Source organism: Enorma phocaeensis (assembly GCF_016901575.1).
In the GTDB taxonomy this organism is placed as follows: Bacteria; Actinomycetota; Coriobacteriia; order Coriobacteriales; family Coriobacteriaceae; genus Limicola; species Limicola phocaeensis_A.
In genome coordinates this window covers 32,069-54,498 of record NZ_JACJKQ010000009.1, presented here as the reverse complement: position 1 = coordinate 54,498, position 22,430 = coordinate 32,069, and the positions used below count along the sequence as shown (strand labels likewise).

The window sequence follows — 22,430 nt, the reverse complement described above, 5'->3', positions numbered from 1 at the left end:
GCCGGTCGTCTACACGTTAAAGCGGAAGTGGACCACGTCGCCATCGGCCATCACGTAGTCCTTGCCCTCCATGCGCAGCTTTCCCGCCGCGCGAGCCCCCTGCTCGCCTCCAAGCTCGATGTAATCGTCGTAGGCGATGACCTCGGCCTTGATGAAGCCGCGCTCGAAGTCGGAGTGGATGACGCCCGCCGCCTGGGGGGCGGTGGCACCCTGACGAACCGTCCAGGCCTTGACCTCCATCTCGCCCGCCGTAAAGAACGACTGCAGGCCGAGCAGCCTGTAGGCAGCCTGGGCAAGAACTTCCAGGCCCGGACGCTCAAGCCCCAAAGTCTCGAGATACTCGGCGGCCTCGTCGGGATCGAGCTCGGAGAGCTCCGCCTCCACTTTGGCACAGATAGGGATGGGCGTGACGCCATCGATGGGATCGAGCTCTTTTCCAAGCATGTCCTCATCGACGTTGGCCACATACAGGATGGGCTTCATGGTGAGCAGGAACAGGCTCTTCGCAGCCGCGCGCTCCTCGTCGGTCATCTCCATGCTCGCGGCGCGATTGCCGTCGTTCAGCCACTCGACCAGACGTTTTGCCACGGCGAGCTTCGGCGCAAGCTCATGGTCGCGCTTGGCGTCCTTCTCCAGCTTGGGAAGCTGCTTCTCGAGCGACCCCAAGTCCGCCAGAATCAGCTCGGTCATGATGGTGTCGGCGTCTGCCACGGGATCGACGAACTCGCCCGTGCGCCCCACCTCGCGCATGACATTGGGGTCTGAGAAGTAGCGAACCACCTCACAGATGGCATCGGTCTCACGAATGTTCGCAAGGAACTGGTTGCCCAGGCCCTCGCCCTCGTTGGCGCCCTTGACCAGGCCGGCGATGTCAACAAACTCGACCGTAGCGGGCACAATGCGCCCGGGGTGTACCATGTCGGCAAGCTTCTGCAGGCGGTCGTCGGGCACATCCACCACGCCCACGTTGGGGTCGATGGTCGCAAATGGATAGTTGGCAGCAAGGCCGCCCTTTTTGGTAAGTGCGGTAAAGAGCGTCGACTTGCCCACATTGGGCAGGCCGACGATACCGATGGAAAGCGCCACGAGGTTCACCTCTCTGGTCAGCGTGAAACTGTCTAGCCTATGTATTGTAGGCCAAACGGCGTTCTCGCGGTACGCGGGCGCCGTCCCCCGGTCCGTCGCAAGGCTAATCCGCGAGCTTCTCTACCTTATCGAGCGCGGCGCTGATCTTCTTCTTCGCCTCGGCCTTCGCCTTTTCGGCCTCCGCGTGAGCCTTTGCGGCGTCGGCAGCCTTTTTCTCAGCTTCGGGATCAGGCACCACGAGCTCGCTTCCGTCGTGTTCGACCATGGCGAGAGCGTGCTCCTCGCACACCTCGACGCACAGGCCGCAACCGATGCAGAAGGCGGGCTCCAACGCAAAGCGGCCGGCTCCGATCAGGTCGCAGGCATGGGTGGGGCAGACGCGCACGCATTCGCCACACATGGTGCACTTTGCAAAATCGCACTCCGGCGTGGTCACCCGAATGTTTTCCGCGAGCTCGGGATTCGACTGAAGCGTTGACAGCATGAGCTGACGCCCCTGCGTCAGGATGCGACGGCGCTTTTGGGTCGTGGTGCCCGTCGCGCGCGCAAGCGTCCGCTCAAGCTGCGAGATCTGGCTTGAATGGTCCTTCAGGCGCTGCGCCACGCTTGCGATGGCGGCGGTTGCCGGGTTGAGCTTCGACACCGTAAGGCCTGTGGTCCGCATGATGTTGTCCATGAATTCTTTGCGCTCGAACTCGCGACGCTTTTTACACGTGAGGGCCTTTTGCTCGACTTCGAGCCCCATGCCCGCGCCCGCCCATTCCTCTGCCGTGGCAATGGCATCGCCGAGCATCTCTTCGCCCTGGGAGTTCTTGCATTTGTCGCAGATCCCGAGCGGCAGGTATACGCTCACGTTGGGATAGTCGACCAGGATGGAGAACCACGTCTCGGCGGTAACGTCGCCTACGCAGGCGATGACGACCTCGTTCTCCTTCGGAATGCGGCGCAGGGCGCGCGTACAGGTGACATAGGCGGTCTCATGCGACGCCGCCGCCCGCGCGACCGCGTCGTAGAACTTTTTGGGCTGCAGACGCGGCGAGACGAAGGCCTCGGTGGGACACGCCGCAACGCACAATCCGCACTTTCTGCAGGTATCGCGAATCTCGATGCCGCCGTCCTCGATCTCGATGGCGTCTACCGGGCAGATATCCACGCACTTCTTGCACGAGCTCTTCTCGGACTTGCACGCCAGGCATGGCAGCGAGTTGGCACGGGGGCGCTCCTTGTAATCGGCGGGGTTCCATTCCGGCGCCTTTGGATCGGTGTTGCCCAAAAACGCGTCGGTAAGACCGCCCAGCGGGTCCTTAAGGCTCTCGAATCCCTTGCTGATATCGATGATGTCATCGAACAGGTCGTGCTGCTGCGCCATTGGGCGTCGTCCTCCCCGTGCTACGCGCGGCACCGTGCGACCACGATGCCGACGCGACGATACTGTCCAGGCAATTCGACTATTGTACGGCAACGTCCCGCTCCAAGCACCCGCAGCGCCACCGTGAACACGTAACAAGGACACGGCATGGCGCCTGGACTCGTGCCAAGCGGCCGATTGGACCAAAACCAGAGACAGCTTACTTGAATATGGTCCGCAGCACACGTGAAGCCCCGATCCGCCCTAGAAGCGAGGCGTGCCCTTTGGCAGGCATCTGATCCGCTCGATGGATGACAAATCCCGCGCATGCACGTACGTGCAGAAAGCACGGCAGACCCGCGGGCTTCCGCCGAGAGCCATCCGTCGATGTCGGTGCTGCCGGCGCGCGGATGAACACGCGAGCGAATAACGCAAGAGCCCCGCGGCGCCTCCGCCGCGCGTTCTCCTCAGGCCGAAGGCCGAGGACCACGCGCGGAGAAGCACCGCGGGGCTCAGAAGGAAGCGTTAAGCCGTTACGGCTTAGTACATGCCGCCGCCCTGCTGGCCAGCGGTCGCAGCGGCGATAGCATCCTCAAGCTGGGTGTTCTTCGGCACATCGGTGACGGTGGCCTCGGTGATGAGGATGAGCGACGCGACGGAGGCAGCGTTCTGGAGCGTGGTGCGGGTGACCTTGACCGGGTCGAGCACGCCCATCTCGATCATGTTGCCCCACTCGCCGTTGGCAGAGTTCAGGCCCTGGCCGGCGGGCAGCGAAGCGACCTTGTCCACGACGACGGCGCCCTCATAGCCGGCGTTCTTGGCGATGGTGGCGACAGGAGCGGTCAGCGCCTTCTTGACGATGTCGATGCCGATCTGCTCCTCGGGGTCGGAGACCTCAAGGGAGTCAAGCGCGGGCGCGGCGTCCATGAAGGCCACGCCGCCGCCGGCAACGATGCCCTCCTCGACGGCAGCGCGGGTCGCCTGCAGGGCGTCCTCGACGCGATGCTTGATCTCCTTGAGCTCGGACTCGGTAGCAGCGCCCACCTTGATGACTGCGACGCCGCCGGAGAGCTTGGCCAGACGCTCCTGGAGCTTCTCGCGATCGAACTCGGAGTCGGTGTGCTCGAGCTCGGCCTTGATCTGGGCGACACGGTCCTCGATGGCGTCCTTGGAGCCGGCGCCGCCGACGATGGTGGTGTTGTCCTTGGTGACGGTCACGGTCTTGGCGGTGCCCAGCATGTCGGCGGTGATGTCGGCGATCTTGATGCCAAGCTCGTCGAGGGCGGGCTGGCCACCGGTGAGGATGGCGATGTCCTCGAGCATGCGCTTACGACGGTCGCCGTAGCCAGGGGCCTTCACGGCGCACACGTTGAGGGCGCCGCGGATCTTGTTGAGCACGAGCGTCGGCAGGGCCTCGCCCTCGATGTCCTCAGCGATGATGAGCAGGCTCTTACCGGCGCGAGAGACAGCCTCGAGCACAGGCATGATGTCCTGAACGTTGGAGATCTTCTGGTCGGTGATCAGGATGTAGGGATCCTTGAGCGAGCACTCCATGCGGTCGTTGTCGGTCACGAAGTAGGCAGAGACGTAGCCCTTGTCGAACTGCATGCCCTCGACGGTGTCGATGGTGATGTCGAAGGTCTGGCCATCCTCGACGGTGATGACGCCGTCCTTGCCCACGACATCCATGGCGTCGGAGATCTTGGCGCCGACCTCGGGGTCGCCAGCGGAGATGGTGCCGACAGAGGCGATCTGCTCCTTGGTCTCGACCGGCTGGGCCTGCTTCTTCATCTCGTCGACGGCGGCGCGAACGGCCTTGTCGATGCCGCGGCGAATGGCGAGCGGATTAGCACCGGCAGCGACGTTCTTCAGGCCGTCGTTCACGATAACCTGAGCAAGCAGGGTCGCGGTGGTGGTGCCGTCGCCCACGGTGTCGTTGGTCTTGGTGGCGACCTCCTTCACCAGCTGGGCGCCCATGTTCTCGATCTTGTCCTCGAGCTCGATCTCCTTGGCGACGGAGACGCCGTCATTGGTGATCGTCGGCGCGCCGTAGCTGCGCTCGAGCGCAACGTAGCGGCCCTTGGGGCCCATGGTAACGGTGACCGCGTCGGCCAGCTTGTTCACGCCACGGGCGAGCTTGGTGCGCGCAGCGGTATCAAACGTAATGTCCTTAGCCATTTTGGCATTCCTCCATAACAGATGATGTTGCGATAGATTGGGCTAGAACGCGACGCTACTCGACAATCGCGTAGATGTCGTCGGCACGCATGAGGAGGTAGTCCTCGCCGTCGACCTTGACCTCGTTGCCGCCAAACTTGCCATAGATGACGGTGTCGCCCGGCTTCACATCGATAGGCATGCGCTCGCCCTTGTCGTTGAGCTTGCCGGCGCCCACGGCGACGACCTCGCCGCGCTGCGGCTTCTCCTGAGCGTTGCTAGCAATGTAGAGGCCGGAAGCGGTCTTCTGCTCGGCTGCCTCGGGCTTGATGAGAACGCGATCTCCAAGCGGCTTGAGACTCATTCTTGATTCCTCCTTTGCTGGTGCCCCGGAACAGCGCGCCCGGGCCATCCATGCCTTTACGTACGCTGTGAATAGTACCCATGATTTTGGACTTATACAACGATGAAGCAAAAAATCTTATTTTTAGGCACTTAGATTTTGTGGTACGCAAGGGCGCAGGGAACCTGCGACGCACATGCGCAGGTCAAAGCCCGTCACGCCGAGGGCGACTGCGGGCATGCCTGCGCCACACGGCTCGCAAGCTCTGCGCGCACATGCTCTGCGTTGGGCGCAATGGGTCCCAAAAGGTCCAGATCGAGCAGCGTGCGCGCACCCTCGGCGTCTCCGCGCGCGACGAGATAGCGTGCGATGGCAAGTGCGAACTCGACGCGCTCGCGATGGTTTCTCGCCTCACGCCCGCACGCGAGCAAAAACGCCGCATCCTCCTCGCTCCAGCTCTCGACATCACGCAGCCGGAGTTCTGCGACCCCGATGCTTCGCCGCATCAATTGCTCGATGGCGGTGCCTTTGCGCATGTCGCCGTGCATGCGCCTCATATCCTCAAGCGCCGCCACGGCCTTATCCGTCATCCCCAGCGCTTGATAAGACAGCAGGCGAGTGTTGATGAGCTGAAAGCGCATCGGGCTGCGCTTGCCGAACGATACTCCCCCGAGACGCTCCAGCGCATCCGTCCACCGCGCGTCAAAGATGTCGCACACTGCTAGATAGCAAGCAGCCTGACGCTTGGTGCGACCCAGGATGGCCCGCGACGCCATCTGCTCCAGGAAGCCGCGAAATTTCGCGGTGTCGCAGTCGCGGTTGATGATATCGAGCGTGCGCTCGAACAGCTTGTTGATGAACGGCCGGGCCACCAACGCCGGCGCAAAAATGCCAGCAATCGACACGAAATAGAGCAGCAGCTGGTGGGCGCCGATGCTCCAAAATGCCAGAGCCGCAAATAGCGCGATGTCGAGAAGTCCCAGCGCCCGCGCGCATAGGACGCGCTTTCGATACATTGCCGTAACGGCCTGCGCCGTCATGCCGGAAAACTCAGATGCACCGAGCGAGCGATCCGCCCTAAGACCGTCCAAGATGTCGTCGAGGTCCATAGCGTTTTCTCTCCTTATGTTACAGCCCCGTGCATCAGCCGGACACAGGGCCTATGATGGGAGTGGCGCGGCGCGCGCTGCGACAAGTATACGGCACCAAAAGATTGGCTGGCGACATGGAGCGAACGGAAGAGACGGGACGGGTGAGCTGCAAGCGCAGCGCAGCAGGAGCCGATGCGAAGGTATCTGAGACCATTCGCGACCTCTCCCTGGCATTAGAGCCCTATATCATCGACCGGCGACGCCATTTCCACCAGCACCCTGAGCCCAGCCTCGAGGAGATAGAGACGACCGACGCCATCGCGCGCGAGCTTGACGCCATGGGCATTGCCTACGAGCGGCCGCTCGCCACAGGACTTGTCGCCACCATCCGGGGTACGGCGCCAGACGCCTACGGACCAGACGGGACCGCACGCCGGCGGCTCATGCTCCGCGCCGACATTGACGCCCTGCATGTCGCCGAAAAGACCGGCGAGCCTTTTGCCAGCGTGAACGAAGGCATCATGCACGCCTGCGGCCACGATTGCCATATCGCCATGATGCTCGGCGCCTGCCGCGTACTCTCGCAGATGACCGACGAGCTGCGCGGCGAGATCCGCGTGGTGTTTCAACCCTCGGAAGAAAACGGCAAGGGCTCCCAGATGATGATCGACGCGGGCGTGCTCGACGGCGTCGACGGCGCCTTCGCCCTCCACATCTGGAGCGAAGTGGACGCTGGAACCATTTCATGCGAGCCCGGCCCCCGCATGGCAAACACCGACTGGTTCCGCATCGATGTCACCGGAACCTCCTGTCATGGCGCCATGCCGCAACGCGGCGCGGACGCAATCATCGCCGCGGCAGAGATCGTCAACAACCTCCAGACCATCGTCAGCCGCGACCTGTCGCCATACGAGCCTGCCGTGGTGACCATCGGAGAACTGCACGGCGGAACGGCGCGCAACGTCATCGCTGGGTCGGCATATCTCGCCGGCACGGTACGCACCTATCACGACAGCGCGCATGACGCCATGCCCCGCCTTATCGAACGCATCTGCACCCACACCGCCATGGCCCTCGGTGCCGAGGCAAAGCTCACCGAATACACCGTCGCGCACCCCGCGGTGAAAAACGACGAGACGGCTTCGGCGCGCTGCACCCACGCAATCGAAAAGGTGCTGGGACCCGCCGCCGTCGGACGCTACCGCGGCACGCTCTCCGGCGAGGATTTCGCGATGTACCTGCAGCATGTGCCCGGCGTCCTCGCATTCGTAGGCACACGCAACCCCGCCATCGGGGCCACCTGGGCGCAGCATTCGTGCTACTACAAAGTCGACGAGTCCGTCCTCGTAAAAGGGACCATGCTCACCGCCCAATACGCCGTGGACTACCTCGCCGAATAGCCGGGCGGCGCCTTCCTCGGGCTCGGCGCCGAGATCCCAAGGCTTAACCCGCCTTGGGATAAGCGCAGCTTCTTGTGCAGAATGGACGCTCAGAAAGACTTCTTATGCAGAATGGCCGCTAAGACCCAAAATTCAAGGGCTTAGCGGCCATTCTGCATAAGAAGATTCCTCGAGGCGTCCATTCTGCACAAGAAGTCTGCTGAGGACCGCCGGGCGAGGTCCGCTGGACCTCGCCCGGCGCTGGAGCGTGACTAGAACGCAGCCTGAACAGCGTCGCCAAAGGTCTCCTGCAGGAACGACTTGAATTCATCGGACTGCAGAATGTTCACGAGCGTGGCGATGCGCTCGTCGTCCTCCTTGTCAGACGTGGTCACGATGACGTTGGCGTACTCCTCCTGGATGACGTCGGAGCTTGCGTCCTCCTGGGCAACGGCATCGGCCAGGTCGAGCCCGGCATCGATGGCGTAGTTGCCGTTGATGACGGCGAAGTCGACGTCGGCGACGGTGCGCGGAAGGGCGGCGGCCTCCTGCTCGGAGAACTGGATGTTGTGCGGGTTCTCGGCAATGTTGTTCGGCGTCGCGGTGATGCCGGCGTCCGCGTCAAGGGTGATGAGGCCGAGGTCCTGGAGCAGCAGCAGCGCGCGGCCCTCGTTCGTGGGGTCGTTCGGGACGGCGATGGTGGCGCCGTCAGCAATGTTGTCGATGTCGGAGGACTTGCCGGGGAAGACGCCCATGGGCTCGAAGTGGATCTTGCCCACGTTCACCAGGTCGGTGCCGTTCTCCTCGTTGTAGTTGTTGAGGTAGTTGATGTGCTGGAAGTAATTGGCGTCGACGTCGCCCGACGTGGTGTCCTGGTTGGGAAGGATGTAGTCGGTGTACTCCTTCACCTCAAGCTCGATGCCCTCGTCAGCAAGACGGGAAGCGGCAAAGTCGTTGAGGATCACGGCATGGGGGCTCGGAGAGGCGGCGACCGTGAGGGTGACCGGGGAGTCCACGGCGGCAGCGGAGCCCGAGCCCTCGGAGCCGTTGCTGCATGCTGCCAGAGATCCAGCCGCCACAAGGGCGCCGGCACCGGCGAGGAAGGAGCGACGGGAGACGGAAGCGGTGGTGAGGTTCATGGTAGTTCCTTTCCAATCCGGAATATCCGGACACGATGTACTTCGAACGAATCGGATGTTCAATAATCGGATGTTCAAGAAGACGACAGAAGATGGTGGCAATCGCTAGTGCCGGCCGACGTTGGCGCGCATGGCGCGGGAGCGGTCGCGACGGGAGCGCTTCTCGGATGCGGAGACAGCCGCCTGCGAGCGATGATCGACCTTGCGGGCAACGACATCGCACACGCTCTGAATCACCTGGACGATGACCACAAGAATGACGATGGCGGCGATCATGACCTCGGTCTGGTAGCGATAGTATCCATATCGAATGGCGATGTCGCCAAGACCGCCGGCGCCGACCGCGCCCGCGATGGCAGTGTAGCCAAGCACGGCGATGAGCGTAACCGCGACGCCGCGCACGATCGAAGGCAGCGCCTCGGGCAGAAGCGCCGAGAACACGATGCGCGGGGTGCTGGCGCCGCATGCCTCGACGGCCTCGACGCTGGCTCGCGGAACCTCTGCGAGCGACTGCTCGACCATGCGCGCGATGAACGGCGACGTGGACAGCACGAGCGGAGGAATGGTGCCCATGATGCCTGTCGACGTTCCCATGATGATGCGGGTAACCGGAATGATCGAGATCATGAGGATGATGAACGGGAACGAGCGGCAGATGTTGACCACCCAGCCGAGAACGGCGTTGAGCTTGGGATGGGGCCTGAGCGACCCCGGAGCGGTGAGGTAGAGCACCACGCCGAGGGCAACGCCGATCACATACGAGATGATCGTCGGCACGAGAAGCATGATGACCGTCGCGACCGTGCCCTCAAGCAGCAGCTCGCCATATTCGTTCACGAAGGCAACGAGTTCGTTAGGCATCCCAATCAACCCTCTCCAGCAAAACCTGGGCAGCATTCGAACGGGGGTTGGCGAACACATCCGCCACGCTCCCCTGCTCGACCACGCGGCCATGCTCCAGAACCGCCACGTTGTGGCAGATCTTCTCGACCACGCCCATGGAGTGGGTGATGACGATCACGGTGACGCCCGTCTTGCGGTTGATGTCGCGCAAGAGCTTCAAAATGGTATTGGTGCTCGCCGGGTCCAGCGCCGAGGTGGCCTCGTCGCACAGGATGTACTCAGGGTCGCACGCCAGGGCGCGGGCAATCGCCACGCGCTGCTGCTGGCCTCCGGAAAGCTGTGATGGATAGGACGATGCCTTCTCACGCAGCCCCACCATGTCCAAGAGCTCCAGCGCCCGCTCGCGGTTCTCCGGCGTGACCTTGCCGTTCGCGGCAAGAAACGGGAAGCACACATTGGAAAGAACCGTCTTCTGCGACAGCAGGCCAAAGCTCTGGAAGATCATGGCGACGCGACGCCGATAGCTGCGCAGCGAGGTCCCCGAAAGGCCGGTGACGTCTTGGCCGTCGACGATGATCTCGCCGGATGTCGGACGCTCGAGCAGGTTGATGCAGCGCACGAGCGTGGACTTGCCCGCGCCGCTCATGCCGATGATGCCCATGATGTCCCCGTCGGCGATCTCGAGAGAGACGTCGTCGAGAGCGCGTGGAGCGTCCTCGGCATCGCCATAGGTCTTGGTGAGGTGTTTGATTTCAATCACGAGTGAAACTCCGCTCGATGAGATGGTCCGTAAGAAGGCGGGCCGCCTCCCGCCGGAGACGACCTAACGAAGGCGCCCGGTCTCCCCATGCACGCGATGGTTTCGCGGCATGGCAAAGTGCCCGGGCGAGGGCATCTCCATGACCATCATCATCGTGATATGTGCAGCGGTAGTAATCATGCTGACTAGGTTAGCAGCGCCCGCGATGCGGCGCAAGCGTTGTTTCCACTCGGTAACGCGTGGCGCGGCGGTGGCGCAACGCGACGGGGCCCTCGTGCCGCAGCCGATACAAGGACCCCGTCGATACGTTCGCTCTCTGTTCTCGAGCCGCCTGAGCTCTAGGCGGTCGCAGCCTCTTCTTCGCGCTTCAGGTTGTCGATGAACTTCTTGCGGCTCGCCTCGTACTCCTCAGGCGTCACCACGTCTTCGATGCGAAGGTTGATGCCGGCAACCTCGAGGCCGGTCATCTCGACGAGGCGGCGCGTCACACGCTCCTTCACATCTTCGAAGATGGCCGGGGCATAGCAGCCGTACTCGATGATGACGGAGATGTTCACGATGACGCGATTGTCGTCGGTAACCTCGACCGAGACGCCCTTCGTGAGGTTTTCGGCGCCGAACTGCTCCTGAACGAAATGCATGAGGTTGCCCTTCATGCCCAAGACATGCGGCACCTCGCGCGTGGCGATCGCCACGATCTTCTCGATCACGCCATTCGAATAGGTCAGCGAGTCCTCGGTGTCGTCGTAGTCCTCATCGTCACCGTCGTCCCCGTCGCCATCTGAAGCAGAATCCGCCTCGGAAAGGTCGTCCTCCTGCTGGGCGGCATCGACCTCGGGGGCGTCGTCCGCCGTCGCCGGCTCGGCCTCAAGAAGCTGCTCGTCGACCTTGGCATCGGTTTCGTTGCTCGTCATCCCGCTCTCCTCTCAGGCGCATTCGCGCCGCTCGCTCCGACGTCGGGCGCCGGTGCGTCGTCGTGTCTAATGCCTGCCACCGATAAGGCGGCTAAAGAAGTTGACGATTCCATTATCCCCGTCGCGAATCTGTCCAATCATGGCGCCGACGCATACAAACACCGCGATCACAATCGTGTCCCACAGTCCGATGGTCAAGATGAGCACCGCGAGCACCAGGCCCACGAAGCCATAAAAGACCGTATACGGATGGCTCCCCGCGTACTTCCAGGCGGTGGCGCCAAGGCCCTTTATAAAGCCCACGGCATTCTGCAGGTCCTCCGAGCTTGCAGCCGCTCGCGCAGCATCGCCCGCCGCGGCCCATGCCTTCGATGCCGAATCCTTCGCACGGCTCGCGCCGCTCGCCTCGGCAGCGTCCGCTCGCGCCCCCTCGGCTGAAGAGAACTCATCGAGCGGCTGCTCGATGGACGGCTGGGGAACCTTCTTATCCTTGCTCACGAGAAACCTCCCTGGAGACGACCGTGGTCTTGCTGGGGCAGAACCGCACCCGCACCGTGACGCCCGTGGTGCCGAGCATTTCCTCGCACGCCCTGCGCACCTTGTCCTGAATTCGCTGGGCCAGCGGCTCTAGGCCCGTGTCGGTGAATGCGATGGCCTCGATGACAAAACGTACCTCGGATCGGTCGCGCCCCTGCACCTTGCCGCGCACCGACTCGACCATGATGTCCTCGGTCTCCGCTGCGGTACGGGCGATGGAAGCGAGCGCTGCGAGCGTCACCTCGATGTCGGGGTTGCCGCCTGCCCTCATGCAATCGGGCTCACGACGCGCGACAAAGGTGCGAAGCACCGTGACGAGAACGCCGATCCCCAGCACCGCAAGCGCCACGATGAGCGCGATGCGTGCCGCAGGAATCTCGAGAACTCGCTCGAAACGCCCTGTAAAGGGACCAAAGGTGATGCCCGCGAATCCGCCGATCACCATGACGGCGGCGACGAGGTAGATGGTCGCCAAGATCTTTTTGACGATGCGCACGCGGTCCTCCTCCGCCAACGTCGTGTGAATCCTGCGAGGCGCCTCATGCACACCTCATGCGGCGCGACGTCGACGGGACGCGCGGCCGGCAGTGAACGATTATAAAGGGAGCCGGGCCCGCAAGCGTGCTCGCGGGCCCGGCTTAAGGCATTTGTCATATGTGGAGGCGACGGCGAGCGCCCTGCCGCGTCAGAAGGATGCAGACAAAGGCTTCGCCGGCGTCTGCTGGCGCAGACGTGCTGCTACTCCTCCTCGAGAGCGGCGATGACCTCGTCGGTCATGTCCATGGTGTTGTAGACATCCTGGACGTCGTCGAGCTCCTCGAGACGGTCGATGAGGCGCTGGACCTTCTTGGCATCGGCGCCGGAAACCGCCGTGGGGGTGGTGGGGACCATGGTGAGCTCAGAGCCCTTGACCTCGACGCCCTGCTCCTCGATGCCGCGGGAAACGGCCATGAGGTCGCCCGGAGCGGTCCAGACGATCCACTCCTCGCCGGCATCCTCGTAGTCCTCGCCGCCGGCCTCGGCAACGGCCATCATGAACTCGTCCTCGTCGCCAGCGGCGCCGTTGGGCTTCATGGCCTCCTTCTTGGACTCGGTGTCGAGAATCTCCTTCGAGATGACGATCTGGCCCTTGCGCTCAAACTGGAAGGCAACCGAGCCGGTGGTGCCCAGGCTGCCGCCGGAGTGGCTGAAAGCGGAGCGAACGTCGGCGGCGGTGCGGTTGCGGTTGTCGGTGAGGCACTCGACATAGACGGCAACGCCAGCGGGGCCGTAGCCCTCGTAGGCGATGTTCTCGTACACGGCGGCATCGGCGCCGGCGCCGAACGCCTTGTCGATGGCGGACTTGATCTTGTCCTTGGGCATGGACTGCGCCTTGGCCTTGGCCACAGCGGCGGCAAGCGACGCGTTGTTGTCCGGGTTGGGGTCGTTGCCGAGGCGAGCCGCCACGGTGATGTTGCGGCTCAGCTTGGAGAAGAGCGCCGAGCGCTTGGCGTCCTGCGCGCCCTTACGATGCTTTGTTGTAGCCCATTTTGAATGTCCGGACATGCGACTCTCCTTCGTATCATGCCATGGCCGTCGCTCAATCCCAGGCGGCCAATCACTTGATAAACACACGGTCCAGTATCATATACCGCCTGCCCAGCGCGGTACAGACCTTTTCGGCCACGTCATGCAAAGCGCACGCTGTACGGGCGCCGTTGACAGATTCTTGCCGTTCGTCAGAAAAAGTTGAAAAAAGGTGTTGCACCCCCTGCGGCAGATGGCTATGATGCCATGCCAACCACGAGGGAGCGGCGCGCGAGCCCCTCATGGCCATGTTCCACTTTTTCTCGCCAGGCGGATGAAACAGGCCGTCTGACCGTGGGAAGGAGAGCTTTCATGGAAAGCCGCACGGGCGTGCCGTCGCAGGGGGCGACGGACGCTTCCGCCAAAGCCAACGCGAGCTTGGCGGCGCGGACATCTGCAGCCAAGGGGGCTGCGGGTCCGCTTGATGAAATCCGACGCATGACAACCGACCTCGTCTTTGGCCAGCTGAATGTTGGCAGGGGCGGCCTCACCTCTAAAGAGGCGGCGGCGCGCCAACAGAAGCTGGGCAAGAACCTCATCCAAAGCGGGAAGAAGAAGTCGCCCATCGTGGCGTTCCTCTCAAACTTCACGCACCTCATGGCCGTGCTCCTCTGGGTCGCAGGCATCATCGCGTTCGTCGCGGGCATGCCTGAGCTCGGCTGCGCCGTCTGGCTGGTAAACGTCATCAACGGCGTCTTCAGCTTTTGGCAGGAGTTCCGCGCCAGCCAGGCGACCGAGGCACTCAAGAAGATGCTTCCCGCCTATGCCAACGTCATCCGCGACGGGCAAGAACAGAAGATCCTGGCGGAGGACCTGGTTCCCGGCGACATCATGCTGCTCGCCGAGGGCGACAAGATCTCCGCAGACGCCCGCGTCATCTCGAGCTCCGACCTCCAGGTGAACCAATCCACCCTCAACGGGGAGTCCACGCCTTCGCGCAAGACCGCCGACGCCGTTCTGGAGGAGGGCCTCTCCCCTGCCGAGATTCCCAACCTGGTGTTCGCTGGCACAAGCGTGTCGGAGGGCAACGGGCGCGCCATCGTGCTGCGCATCGGCATGGACACCGAGTTCGGCAAGATCGCGAGCCTCACCCAAAACATGGAGGACGCCGAAAGCCCGCTCCAGCGAGAGCTCGACCGCCTGACCAAGCAGGTGACCATCTTCGCCACGGCCATGGGGCTCGCATTCTTTGCGCTGAACATCTTCGTGGTGCACAACCCCTTCGCCGAGGCGTTCATCTTCTCGCTCGGCATGGTGGTGGCGTTCATCCCCGAAGGCCTGCTGCCCACCGTGACGCTTTCGCTGGCCATGGCGGTCCAGCGTATGAGCAAACGAAACGCCCTCGTTAAAAAGCTCAACTCTGTCGAGGCGCTCGGATCTACGAGCGTCATCTGCACCGACAAGACCGGCACGCTTACCCAAAACGAGATGACCGTCAAGCACCTGTGGACCGCAGCGCGCACCTACGAGGTCACGGGCGTGGGCTATGCGCCCGAAGGGTTCATCGAGTCTGAGGGCAAGCGCTATCGTGCCGTGGACGACGTCGACCTCGAGCTGCTGCTCGAAGGCGGGCTGCTGTGCGGCAACGCGCGCCTGCACGCCCCCGAGGAAGAGGGCGGCCGCTACGAGGTCATGGGCGACCCCACCGAAGCCTGCCTCATCGTGTCCGCCCAGAAGGGCGGCATCGATCCGGCGGAGCTCGATGGCCGCATGCCGCGCGTGAAGGAGCTGCCTTTTGAAAGCCGCCGCAAGCGCATGACCACGGTGCACGCACTTGAAGACCCGCTCGATGGGGCGCGCACCGTCGCCTTTGTAAAGGGCGCTCCCAACGAAGTGGTCAAGCTCTCGGAGCGCATCCGCGTAAACGGCGAGGTGGTGGAGCTCACCGATGAGCTGAGAGCCCGCATCATGGACGCCAACGACCGCTATGCGGCCGACGGCCTGCGCGTGCTCGCCGTCGCCTACCGAGCGATCGACGACACAGCGCGCTCCGAAGGCGTACCCGTCGCCATGAGCGACTACACGCCCGAAAACATCGAGTGCCACCTGGTATTCGTCGGTCTCGAGGTCATGCTCGACCCGCCGCGCCCCGAAGTCGCCGACGCCGTCGCCAAGTGCCGCCGCGCCGGAATCCGGATCGTCATGATCACGGGCGACTACGGCCTGACCGCAGCGAGCATCGCCCGCCGCATCGGCATTGTCGAAGGCGACGACCTCTCGGTCGTCTCGGGCTTCGAGCTCGCCCAGATGTCCGACGACGAGCTCAAGGAGAAGCTGCGCGGGCAGGTGGTCTTTGCGCGCATGGCGCCCGAGCAGAAGCTGCGCGTGGTGACGGCGCTGCAGGAAATGGGAGAGATCGTCGCCGTTACCGGCGACGGCGTGAACGACGCGCCCGCGCTCAAGAAGGCGGACATCGGCGTCGCCATGGGAATCACGGGCACCGACGTCGCCAAGGAAGCGGCCGACATGATCTTGACCGACGACAACTTCGCCTCGATCGTCGCCGCCATCGAAGAGGGCCGCGCCGTGTACAGCAATATCCGCAAGTTCCTGCTGTATATCTTGAACTCCAACGCGCCTGAGGCCGTCCCCTCCGCGGTGTACCTGCTCTCGGGAGGAGCCGTGCCTCTGCCGCTTACCACCATGCAGATCCTGACCATCGACCTGGGCACCGACCTGCTTCCGGCGCTCGGGCTGGGAACCGAGCCTCCCGAGGGGACCGTCATGGACCAGCCCCCGCGCGATCCCAACGAGCGCCTGCTTAACAAGCGCGTCCTGGGCAAGGCGTTCCTGTGGTACGGCATGATGGGCTCTGCCGCCGCCATGGCGGGCTACTTCCTGGTGAACCTGCTCAACGGCTGGCCCGCGCTGCCGCTGGCAGGCCTGGGCAACGACCTCGACCCCGTCTATGTGCAGGCGACGACCATGACCCTCGCGGGCATCGTGTTCGCCCAGATCGGCCAGGTCATGAACTGCCGCACCGAGCGCGCGTCGGTCTTCTCGATCGGCCTGTTCTCGAACCGCAAGATCCTCTTCGGCATCGTGTTCGAAATCGCGCTCATTGTGTTTCTCACCATATTCCCGCCGCTCCAGGGCGTGTTCCACACCGCGCCGCTCGGCTGGCAGGACTACGTCTTCCTCGCATGCATCCCCTTCGTGGTATTTGCCATCGAGGAGGTGCGCAAGCTCGTCGTGCGCCGCATGCATGCGCACGACGCATCCGCCCCGGCAAAGGCTGCCCGCTAGGCGGCCTCGCCCGCCACGGCCCCGGCAGCATCGGGGCCAGACGGCCCGCTCTTTCGAGAGCCGGACGGCATTGTCCAGATAAGGTATGTAGCAAGATGCAATCGATAGCAATCCAGAACGACCCAATAGCTCATTCGAGAGGTGATAGTCAATGAACGTGATCGTGGTGGGAGTCGGCTTCATGGGCGCAGGCCTGGTGGCCCGCCTCAGCCGTCAGGGATTCGATGTCACGGCAGTCGACCGCGACCAAAAGGCACTCGATGCCCTGGACCCCTCATGCACCGGCAAGCGCATTTGCGGCGTAGGCTTCGACCGCGCCGTGCTCGAAGAGGCAGGCATCGACCGTGCAAGCGCCGTAGTTGCCTGCATGCGTTCCGACGAGGCGAACATCGTTGTCGCGCACGTTGCCCGCAGCACGTTCCGCGTGCCACGCGTCATCGCCCGCCTGCATGACCTGTCCAAGGCGGAAACCTATCGGAGGCTGAACATCCAGACCATCTCGCCCAACGCCTGGGGCGTTGCCCGCACCTGCGAGCTGCTCACCTACCAGCAGCTTGACGGCATCTACGACATCGGGTCGGGCGAGGTGCGCCTGGTGCGCGCCGACGTGCCCAAGCTGCTCGACGGGGCCACGGTGCGCGAGCTGACCGCCGTGGGCGAGGTGCAGGTCGTGAGCGTTTCGCGCAACAACGAGACGTTCATCCCCACGCAGGGCACCGTGCTCGCTGAGGGGGACATCATCTATGCAGTCGTCGCCACATCGGCGAGCCGCAAATTCAAGCAGATGCTCGGAATGGGAGAGTAGGCGATCCATATGCAGATCATCGTAGTGGGCGGCGGCAAGATGGGAACGCACCTGGCCGGCCGTCTTCAGGAAGACGGAGAGGCCGTCACCATCATCGAGGCGAGGCAGGGCGATGCAGAGCGCGTCCGCCGCGTCCGCCCCGACTGCACCGTAGTGTGCGGCAACGCGTCGGACCCGCAGGTACTTGAGCGCGCAGGCGTCCGCATGGCCGACGTGGTCGTCGCCGTGACGGGCGAGGACGAGGTCAACCTGGTCATCTCCATGCTCGCAAAGATGGAGTTCGCCGTGCCCAGGGTGGTCGCCCGCGTCAACGACCCTCGCAACGCATGGATGTTCACGCCTGCGAACGGCGTGGACGTCGGCGTAAACCAAGCCGACATCATGGCCCGCTTCGTGCTCGAGGGCATGAACCTGCGCGATGTCTACACCCTCATGCGCCTAGGGCGTGGAGACCATAGCATCGTCCAGGCAAATGTTGGCGCAGGCTCTCAGGTAGACGGATCGGCGCTGCGCGACATCATCTTTCCCGACCAGACGATCGTGATCGCCGTGGACCACAAGGGCGACATAACCGTTCCCAACGGAGACACGGTCCTCCAGGCGGACGATGAAGCCATTCTCTTCACCAACGGGGATGGCCGCGACGCCATCCGGAGACTGTTCGCCTAAGCGGCGACACATGGGCGGGCGCGTGGCAAAGAGCCGTGCGCCCGCCTTTTGCATTTGGCACATCGCGCGGTGCGATGTGCCCCGTCCTCGAAAGGCCTTCCGCCCGCAGGCGGCGTTCCGCTGCGGCCCGTGCGTTTTTTGGTCAATCGATATGATTGCTGGGCACATGCGGTACAGCGCCCCAGCTCGATGGTCAATTAAGTCGAATGCTGGGCAGGGAGACATCAACAGCCCGGACCTTATGGTCACCTAGGACGACATCTGGGCAAAGAAGATGCGAACCCGTTGACGCTCGGGGCAATCTCATCGCTTCGCTGGGCAGAACATCGCTTGCCAACCTCGTGATAACCCCTCTATCGATGCGCCGCCTGCCCAGCGGTCCACTATATTGACCACTCAGTATCGCTGGTCGCGCAGCCCGTGCCCAGAGCCCATCCAATTTGACCGCGCGCACCATCTGCATGCACGTCTTCTGCCCAGGGAACAGGCAATTTGACCATGCGGCGCAGACATCGCTCATCTGACGCCATTCAGCAGGAACGCCGTCGCATCTCCCGACCCCTCACAGCTTGCCTGGCACAATCTCGTCAGCACCACGCCGAGGCCATTCCAGAAGGACGCCAAATCGTACCTTCACAGCATATCGTCGTATCGTCTAAGCGGCGGAAGAGCGAGCGAGCGTAGGACTCGTTGGCGGTACGAGAATTGTTCGTCGCGTATTCGCACGCGCAATCCCAAAACCCGCGAGATGTCATGGACCAGTTGGTCAAAAAGCCATGGGCTTGCCAAATCTTCATACCAAACGTTCAACAGCGTAATCCCGCTGCCGGTAATACTGTTCTCTCTTCGGTCGTCAACGCTTGCACGCCCCTCTGGATGGTACTTCCTCCCCTTGTATTCCAGGCCGGCTCGCAACCATGGCCATCCAAGGTCGACTTTCCTAAGGCCAGAAGAGGTCTGAATCGGCCAGTTGAGCACACCCCGCGGGAAACCCATGCCTCCCAGACGGCGCGGGCCGGTTAGCAACAGCGCCATCGCCGCTTCCCCGGGCGATCGCGCGTTATCCTGCACCGACGATAAAACCTTCCGGGCAAGCGCGATGCCCCGCAAGCGCGTGCAAAGAGCAAGCGTCTGCCGCATTCGTTCAGCGGTGGTCGCAGGGCGCTCGATGGTGCGGAACCCATCTGGATCCATCGCGTCCATCCTATATTCCCCTGCAAGCTCAAAACCTTTTAGAACCAGCTCGATTTCACGCGAAAGGCAGCTCGAACCGACATTCGCGCAGCGAGAATCGGCGAGCTGTAAAAAGCACAGCTCCGGCGTTGGCACCAGCAAATTCGAATCGCAGCGAATGAGCGAACGCGGAGGCAGCTGCTTCGTCAGAACGTGGCAGACGACGTCGGACGAGCGGCGGGAGCATGCATCGTTATCGAGCAATACGTGCAGGGGACGGCCGACAACGCCCAGAGCCTTCAGCTGGGCATCGATCTCTCCAAGCCGTGGCACACCGGTAGCCGAGCGCTTCGCCGTCCGCGGAAGCCCATAAAGGTCAAACGGCAGCGTATCGCTCGCACAAAGCGCCTCGAAAGCAGATATGCCAAACAAACAGGTATCCATCATGTCTCAAACTTAACATGGCATGTCTGCCGAGCAGCGGCCAGAGCAGAAGCCCTGAACCCGGCCTTACAGGCTTCTCTCCCAAATCTAACTCGAACGCTTCAAGCAGGTCATCCTTGGCAAGCAATGTGCCTGCTCAACAATAGAATTCAACTTGCAAACAAATCGGCATATGCTACAAGACCAGTCCTGTATCTCGATAGATAATCTTTGTGGACCGCAACGCCTGCGCCGCCAAGGCATCATTCAGGTGAAGCGCGCCGCAGCCTCTTCGGCATCTCCATCTCCATCGTCAAATTGCATGCATCGGAAATCAAAACCGCAAGCACAGCGGAGGATGGTCGGTTCACACGCATGCTGGGCAGGCCATTCATAACCCCGTCGACGATACGGTCAAATCGGATGCGCCCGACCCATTGCTCGTTCTTATGAAGAGCACCCGGATGGTTGTGTTCCTAGGGAGCGAGGGCATCGCCAACAACCAGGCTTTGTCGTCCACGAACGCAGGCGGCGTTCCTAGCGGCCGCGGACGTCGCTGCGCGCGGGGCGCCACAGCGGTCGAGCCCCGGTAAGGGCCACCGCGACCATACAGGGCAGCGCAAGAATGATGGGATACAGGTAGCGCATGTAGGTCGACCCGTTGCAGGGACCGATGAGGCAGACGGCAAGCACGCCCCACAGGGGGACGAGCGCGGCAAGCGTGCGCCATTGACGTCCGCGCAGCAGGTAGACGCTGATCAGCAACAGCACCCACACATACGACGACGAGCTCAAGGTAAGCGACAGCAGGGGTATGCGCTGGACAGCGGTGCGATACAGGTTTACGGCGCTGTCGCATGCCGCGACGACCGGACTCTCCATACGGTGAAACGTGAAGTAGCGCCGATTGATCTCACGCGACTCCACCTCTGCACTTGAAGAGGTGGTATACATCCAGGCATCCTTGGTGCTGGGATAGAAGTAGCCGAAATAGTTGTTGGCGAACGCAGAGACGTAGCAGGCGGGGTCTTTGAAGAACATCTCGAACCACACGCGGAAGTACGCCGCGAGGTCTTCGGCGGTGGCGTCCTCGTTGAACTCGTTTTTCACGTTATCCGACTTGTCGGGATCATACCGGCTCGCGAGCGTGCTGTAGTCCAGCACCGCGTCGATGGCGGCGCGCTCCTCCTCGGTCACCAAGCCGTCAGAGGAGCCCCCCTCGATGCCGGCGTTGGCTCCGTCGTGCTTCTGAACAAACCGGGCCGTCTGCTGAAAGGGAATGGAGAGTGCTTCGCGGCGGCTGCCCGGGGTGATGTCGCATGCAGGCATGACCACCTTGGAAAACACAAGCTGGGCCCCCGCGGTCACGAGAAGCACGGCCAGCGCGCCCGCGGCTGCGCGACGAAGATGGGTGCCGTGAGCCCGGATATCTGCAGACGATGCGACAGGCCTTCCCGGCAACGCTGAGAAGCCGGCGAGCCTGCGGGCATCGAAAAGGCAGAACGCCGCCACGAGCGCGCATGAGGCAAGCGGAAACACGATGCCACCGTTACGCAGAAAGGTGCAGCCCAACGCGACGGCGGCGAGCAAGAACCAATCGCGCGCAGTAAACGGCACGACGACGCCCGAATACATAAGCGCCGCGAACCCCCTGAAGGAAAGACCGCCCTCAAGCGCCGCATGGCCCTCCTCGCTTGCCGAAGCATCGAGAGCCGCCTCGGCGACAGGAGCGGGCAGGGGCTCGTACACCTTGGGAGCGAAGGGCCCCCTCACCTTGGGAGCGGCCGTTCCCAGCAAGGTGCGCCATGCCATTCCCCCCGGAACCAACAGCTTCACCGTCTGGATGACGAGCACCAAAAAGGCGTCGGCAAACAACACGTCCTTCGTGATCAGCACCGCATAGTTTGAGAAGAGCGGCATGAAGGCGAAAAACCCAAGCGCCATCGCCCGAACCAGCAGGTTCACCCCAAGCCGCCTCAGCGAGCTGACCGCATAGGCAATCGCCATCGCGCTGAGCGCAAACTGGAGCGTGGTGTACATGAGCACGCCCAGGTTTTCGTCGCCAAACAGCGCCATGCCCAGCTGCACGCAGCCGCCGAGCAGGGCGGTGTGCGCTACAGGATGATGCCCGTTGAGCAACACGTCGGGATTTACGAGATTCAGGTAGTCGCTGGTCCCGTTGGGAAGATTGAACCATTGGCGAATCTGCGCGCCGGTGTCCCCCATAAATACGCCCGGGGCCGACCCGATGAACGTGGGCGCCCAGCAAACCAAGATCAACAGGAGCGGAAACACGAAGGGATGACGGTTGAGCAGCGTGTCGAGCACCTGCCAGACACGCCCGTATCTAGACTCGCTAAACGGCACGCGGTGCTCGCCAAGCCAATCAAACCCCTCGAAGACGAGATAGATCGCGGTATGCGCGAGCAGGGCAAACCCGGCACCCGAGATAAGCGACTCGATGACGCGGCTGATGCCTCCTATGGCGAGCTGGGCGCTGTCGGTAAGGTCATAGCTGCGCCCGAACACCATGCATAGCGCAAAGAACACCGAAGGCAGGACCACCGACGGACGCCAGGAATCCCGCTTGCCGAAAAACACGTAGCGCACCGGAAAGGTAAGCAAGATGGCAAGGGCAAGCAGGGGAATCGCGCCGTCATGGCCCGCAAACGAGAGCAGCACCTCATAGCAGATATACAGGGCGCCCGATGCCGTGGGGTCGATATCCATGATGTCCGCATGCGTCACCGCGGTCGCATCCATGGAGAGCGCCGCGGTGCAAAGGATCGCTAGAGCAAAAGATGCCACCGTCTGGGCAAGGGGGTAACGTCGTTTTTCCGCCATCGTCTCGATCCGCCTTATTCCCTGCGGCGCAGCATATTCCGCTCGTCTTTGCGCCCGGCCCCGTCCGAACGCCCTTCTTGGCCCGCCGTCGCCCATGCCCCATCCGA

18 protein-coding genes are annotated in these 22,430 nt (G+C 62.9%); 4 read left to right on the top strand and 14 right to left on the bottom strand.

Annotation, left to right across the window (positions count from 1 at the left end; genetic code table 11):
* Positions 1-9 precede the first annotated feature (9 nt).
* From ychF to H6A15_RS06380, 5 genes are all read right to left on the bottom strand, one after another.
* Positions 10-1,086 carry a redox-regulated ATPase YchF gene (gene ychF / locus H6A15_RS06400; protein WP_204672922.1) on the bottom strand — a complete coding sequence of 359 codons (1,077 nt, stop codon included), beginning with the start codon at positions 1,084-1,086 and terminating at the stop codon, positions 10-12.
* 103 nt (positions 1,087-1,189) lie between these two features.
* Positions 1,190-2,455, bottom strand: coding sequence for a 4Fe-4S dicluster domain-containing protein (locus tag H6A15_RS06395; RefSeq protein ID WP_204672921.1), 1,266 nt, complete (start codon positions 2,453-2,455; stop codon positions 1,190-1,192).
* A 519-nt stretch (positions 2,456-2,974) separates the two neighbouring features.
* Complete coding sequence (gene groL / locus H6A15_RS06390) at positions 2,975-4,612, bottom strand: chaperonin GroEL (protein WP_204672920.1); 1,638 nt, start codon at positions 4,610-4,612, stop codon at positions 2,975-2,977.
* A 55-nt stretch (positions 4,613-4,667) separates the two neighbouring features.
* A complete protein-coding gene (groES, locus tag H6A15_RS06385) occupies positions 4,668-4,955 on the bottom strand; it encodes a co-chaperone GroES (protein WP_204672919.1) in 288 nt (95 codons plus the stop codon).
* Positions 4,956-5,149: 194 nt separating this feature from the next.
* Positions 5,150-6,043, bottom strand: a complete 894-nt coding sequence (locus H6A15_RS06380) for a hypothetical protein (RefSeq protein WP_204672918.1) — start codon at positions 6,041-6,043, stop codon at positions 5,150-5,152.
* Between the two features lie 116 nt (positions 6,044-6,159).
* On the opposite strand from H6A15_RS06380, the gene H6A15_RS06375 reads away from it, so the two are divergent.
* Complete coding sequence (locus H6A15_RS06375; protein WP_204672917.1) at positions 6,160-7,425, top strand: amidohydrolase; 1,266 nt, start codon at positions 6,160-6,162, stop codon at positions 7,423-7,425.
* 251 nt (positions 7,426-7,676) lie between these two features.
* Here H6A15_RS06375 and H6A15_RS06370 read toward each other — a convergent pair whose 3' ends face one another.
* The 7 genes from H6A15_RS06370 to H6A15_RS06340 all read right to left on the bottom strand — a co-directional run bounded on the left by H6A15_RS06370 (position 7,677) and on the right by H6A15_RS06340 (position 13,142).
* Positions 7,677-8,543 (bottom strand): MetQ/NlpA family ABC transporter substrate-binding protein, encoded by an 867-nt coding sequence (locus tag H6A15_RS06370; RefSeq protein WP_204672916.1) that lies wholly within the window; start codon positions 8,541-8,543, stop codon positions 7,677-7,679.
* 105 nt (positions 8,544-8,648) lie between these two features.
* Positions 8,649-9,404: a methionine ABC transporter permease gene (locus H6A15_RS06365; protein ID WP_204672915.1), complete on the bottom strand. Its 756-nt coding sequence runs from the start codon at positions 9,402-9,404 to the stop codon at positions 8,649-8,651.
* A complete protein-coding gene (locus tag H6A15_RS06360; protein ID WP_204672914.1) occupies positions 9,397-10,146 on the bottom strand; it encodes a methionine ABC transporter ATP-binding protein in 750 nt (249 codons plus the stop codon). The genes H6A15_RS06365 and H6A15_RS06360 overlap by 8 nt, the downstream gene beginning before the upstream one ends.
* A 338-nt stretch (positions 10,147-10,484) precedes the next feature.
* On the bottom strand, positions 10,485-11,060 hold the full coding sequence (locus tag H6A15_RS06355; RefSeq protein WP_204672913.1) for an Asp23/Gls24 family envelope stress response protein: 576 nt from the start codon (positions 11,058-11,060) through the stop codon (positions 10,485-10,487).
* Positions 11,061-11,126: 66 nt separating this feature from the next.
* On the bottom strand, positions 11,127-11,558 hold the full coding sequence (locus tag H6A15_RS10670) for a DUF2273 domain-containing protein (RefSeq protein ID WP_342635827.1): 432 nt from the start codon (positions 11,556-11,558) through the stop codon (positions 11,127-11,129).
* Positions 11,545-12,093, bottom strand: coding sequence for an alkaline shock response membrane anchor protein AmaP (gene amaP / locus H6A15_RS06345; RefSeq protein ID WP_204672912.1), 549 nt, complete (start codon positions 12,091-12,093; stop codon positions 11,545-11,547). The genes H6A15_RS10670 and amaP overlap by 14 nt, the downstream gene beginning before the upstream one ends.
* Positions 12,094-12,335: 242 nt before the next feature.
* Complete coding sequence (locus H6A15_RS06340; RefSeq protein WP_204672911.1) at positions 12,336-13,142, bottom strand: YebC/PmpR family DNA-binding transcriptional regulator; 807 nt, start codon at positions 13,140-13,142, stop codon at positions 12,336-12,338.
* A 333-nt stretch (positions 13,143-13,475) separates the two neighbouring features.
* Here H6A15_RS06340 and H6A15_RS06335 point away from each other — a divergent pair, with 333 nt between their 5' ends.
* The 3 genes from H6A15_RS06335 to H6A15_RS06325 all read left to right on the top strand — a co-directional run bounded on the left by H6A15_RS06335 (position 13,476) and on the right by H6A15_RS06325 (position 17,883).
* On the top strand, positions 13,476-16,409 hold the full coding sequence (locus tag H6A15_RS06335) for a cation-translocating P-type ATPase (RefSeq protein ID WP_204672910.1): 2,934 nt from the start codon (positions 13,476-13,478) through the stop codon (positions 16,407-16,409).
* A 151-nt stretch (positions 16,410-16,560) separates the two neighbouring features.
* Entirely contained in the window at positions 16,561-17,214 is a 654-nt protein-coding gene (locus H6A15_RS06330; protein WP_204672909.1) for a potassium channel family protein, read from the top strand.
* A gap of 9 nt (positions 17,215-17,223) precedes the next feature.
* Positions 17,224-17,883, top strand: a complete 660-nt coding sequence (locus H6A15_RS06325) for a potassium channel family protein (protein WP_204672908.1) — start codon at positions 17,224-17,226, stop codon at positions 17,881-17,883.
* Between the two features lie 633 nt (positions 17,884-18,516).
* Here H6A15_RS06325 and H6A15_RS06320 read toward each other — a convergent pair.
* Together H6A15_RS06320 and H6A15_RS06315 are read right to left on the bottom strand one after the other, a co-directional pair.
* Positions 18,517-19,503, bottom strand: a complete 987-nt coding sequence (locus tag H6A15_RS06320) for a hypothetical protein (RefSeq protein WP_204672907.1) — start codon at positions 19,501-19,503, stop codon at positions 18,517-18,519.
* Positions 19,504-20,016: 513 nt separating this feature from the next.
* Positions 20,017-22,323: a DUF6020 family protein gene (locus H6A15_RS06315; RefSeq protein WP_204672906.1), complete on the bottom strand. Its 2,307-nt coding sequence runs from the start codon at positions 22,321-22,323 to the stop codon at positions 20,017-20,019.
* Positions 22,324-22,430 lie beyond the last annotated feature (107 nt).

What these genes read in the sequence shown, in the direction of transcription:
- H6A15_RS06375 (WP_204672917.1), top strand. Translation starts at nt 6,160, where the DNA reads ATGGAGCGAACGGAAGAGACGGGACGGGTGAGCTGCAAGCGCAGCGCA.
- H6A15_RS06330 (WP_204672909.1), top strand. Translation starts at nt 16,561, where the DNA reads ATGAACGTGATCGTGGTGGGAGTCGGCTTCATGGGCGCAGGCCTGGTG.
- H6A15_RS06315 (WP_204672906.1), bottom strand. Translation starts at nt 22,323, where the DNA reads ATGGCGGAAAAACGACGTTACCCCCTTGCCCAGACGGTGGCATCTTTT.
- groL (WP_204672920.1), bottom strand. Translation starts at nt 4,612, where the DNA reads ATGGCTAAGGACATTACGTTTGATACCGCTGCGCGCACCAAGCTCGCC.
- H6A15_RS06335 (WP_204672910.1), top strand. Translation starts at nt 13,476, where the DNA reads ATGGAAAGCCGCACGGGCGTGCCGTCGCAGGGGGCGACGGACGCTTCC.
- H6A15_RS06380 (WP_204672918.1), bottom strand. Translation starts at nt 6,043, where the DNA reads ATGGACCTCGACGACATCTTGGACGGTCTTAGGGCGGATCGCTCGCTC.
- H6A15_RS06395 (WP_204672921.1), bottom strand. Translation starts at nt 2,455, where the DNA reads ATGGCGCAGCAGCACGACCTGTTCGATGACATCATCGATATCAGCAAG.
- H6A15_RS06340 (WP_204672911.1), bottom strand. Translation starts at nt 13,142, where the DNA reads ATGTCCGGACATTCAAAATGGGCTACAACAAAGCATCGTAAGGGCGCG.
- H6A15_RS06320 (WP_204672907.1), bottom strand. Translation starts at nt 19,503, where the DNA reads ATGATGGATACCTGTTTGTTTGGCATATCTGCTTTCGAGGCGCTTTGT.
- H6A15_RS06325 (WP_204672908.1), top strand. Translation starts at nt 17,224, where the DNA reads ATGCAGATCATCGTAGTGGGCGGCGGCAAGATGGGAACGCACCTGGCC.
- H6A15_RS06365 (WP_204672915.1), bottom strand. Translation starts at nt 9,404, where the DNA reads ATGCCTAACGAACTCGTTGCCTTCGTGAACGAATATGGCGAGCTGCTG.
- groES (WP_204672919.1), bottom strand. Translation starts at nt 4,955, where the DNA reads ATGAGTCTCAAGCCGCTTGGAGATCGCGTTCTCATCAAGCCCGAGGCA.
- H6A15_RS06370 (WP_204672916.1), bottom strand. Translation starts at nt 8,543, where the DNA reads ATGAACCTCACCACCGCTTCCGTCTCCCGTCGCTCCTTCCTCGCCGGT.
- H6A15_RS06355 (WP_204672913.1), bottom strand. Translation starts at nt 11,060, where the DNA reads ATGACGAGCAACGAAACCGATGCCAAGGTCGACGAGCAGCTTCTTGAG.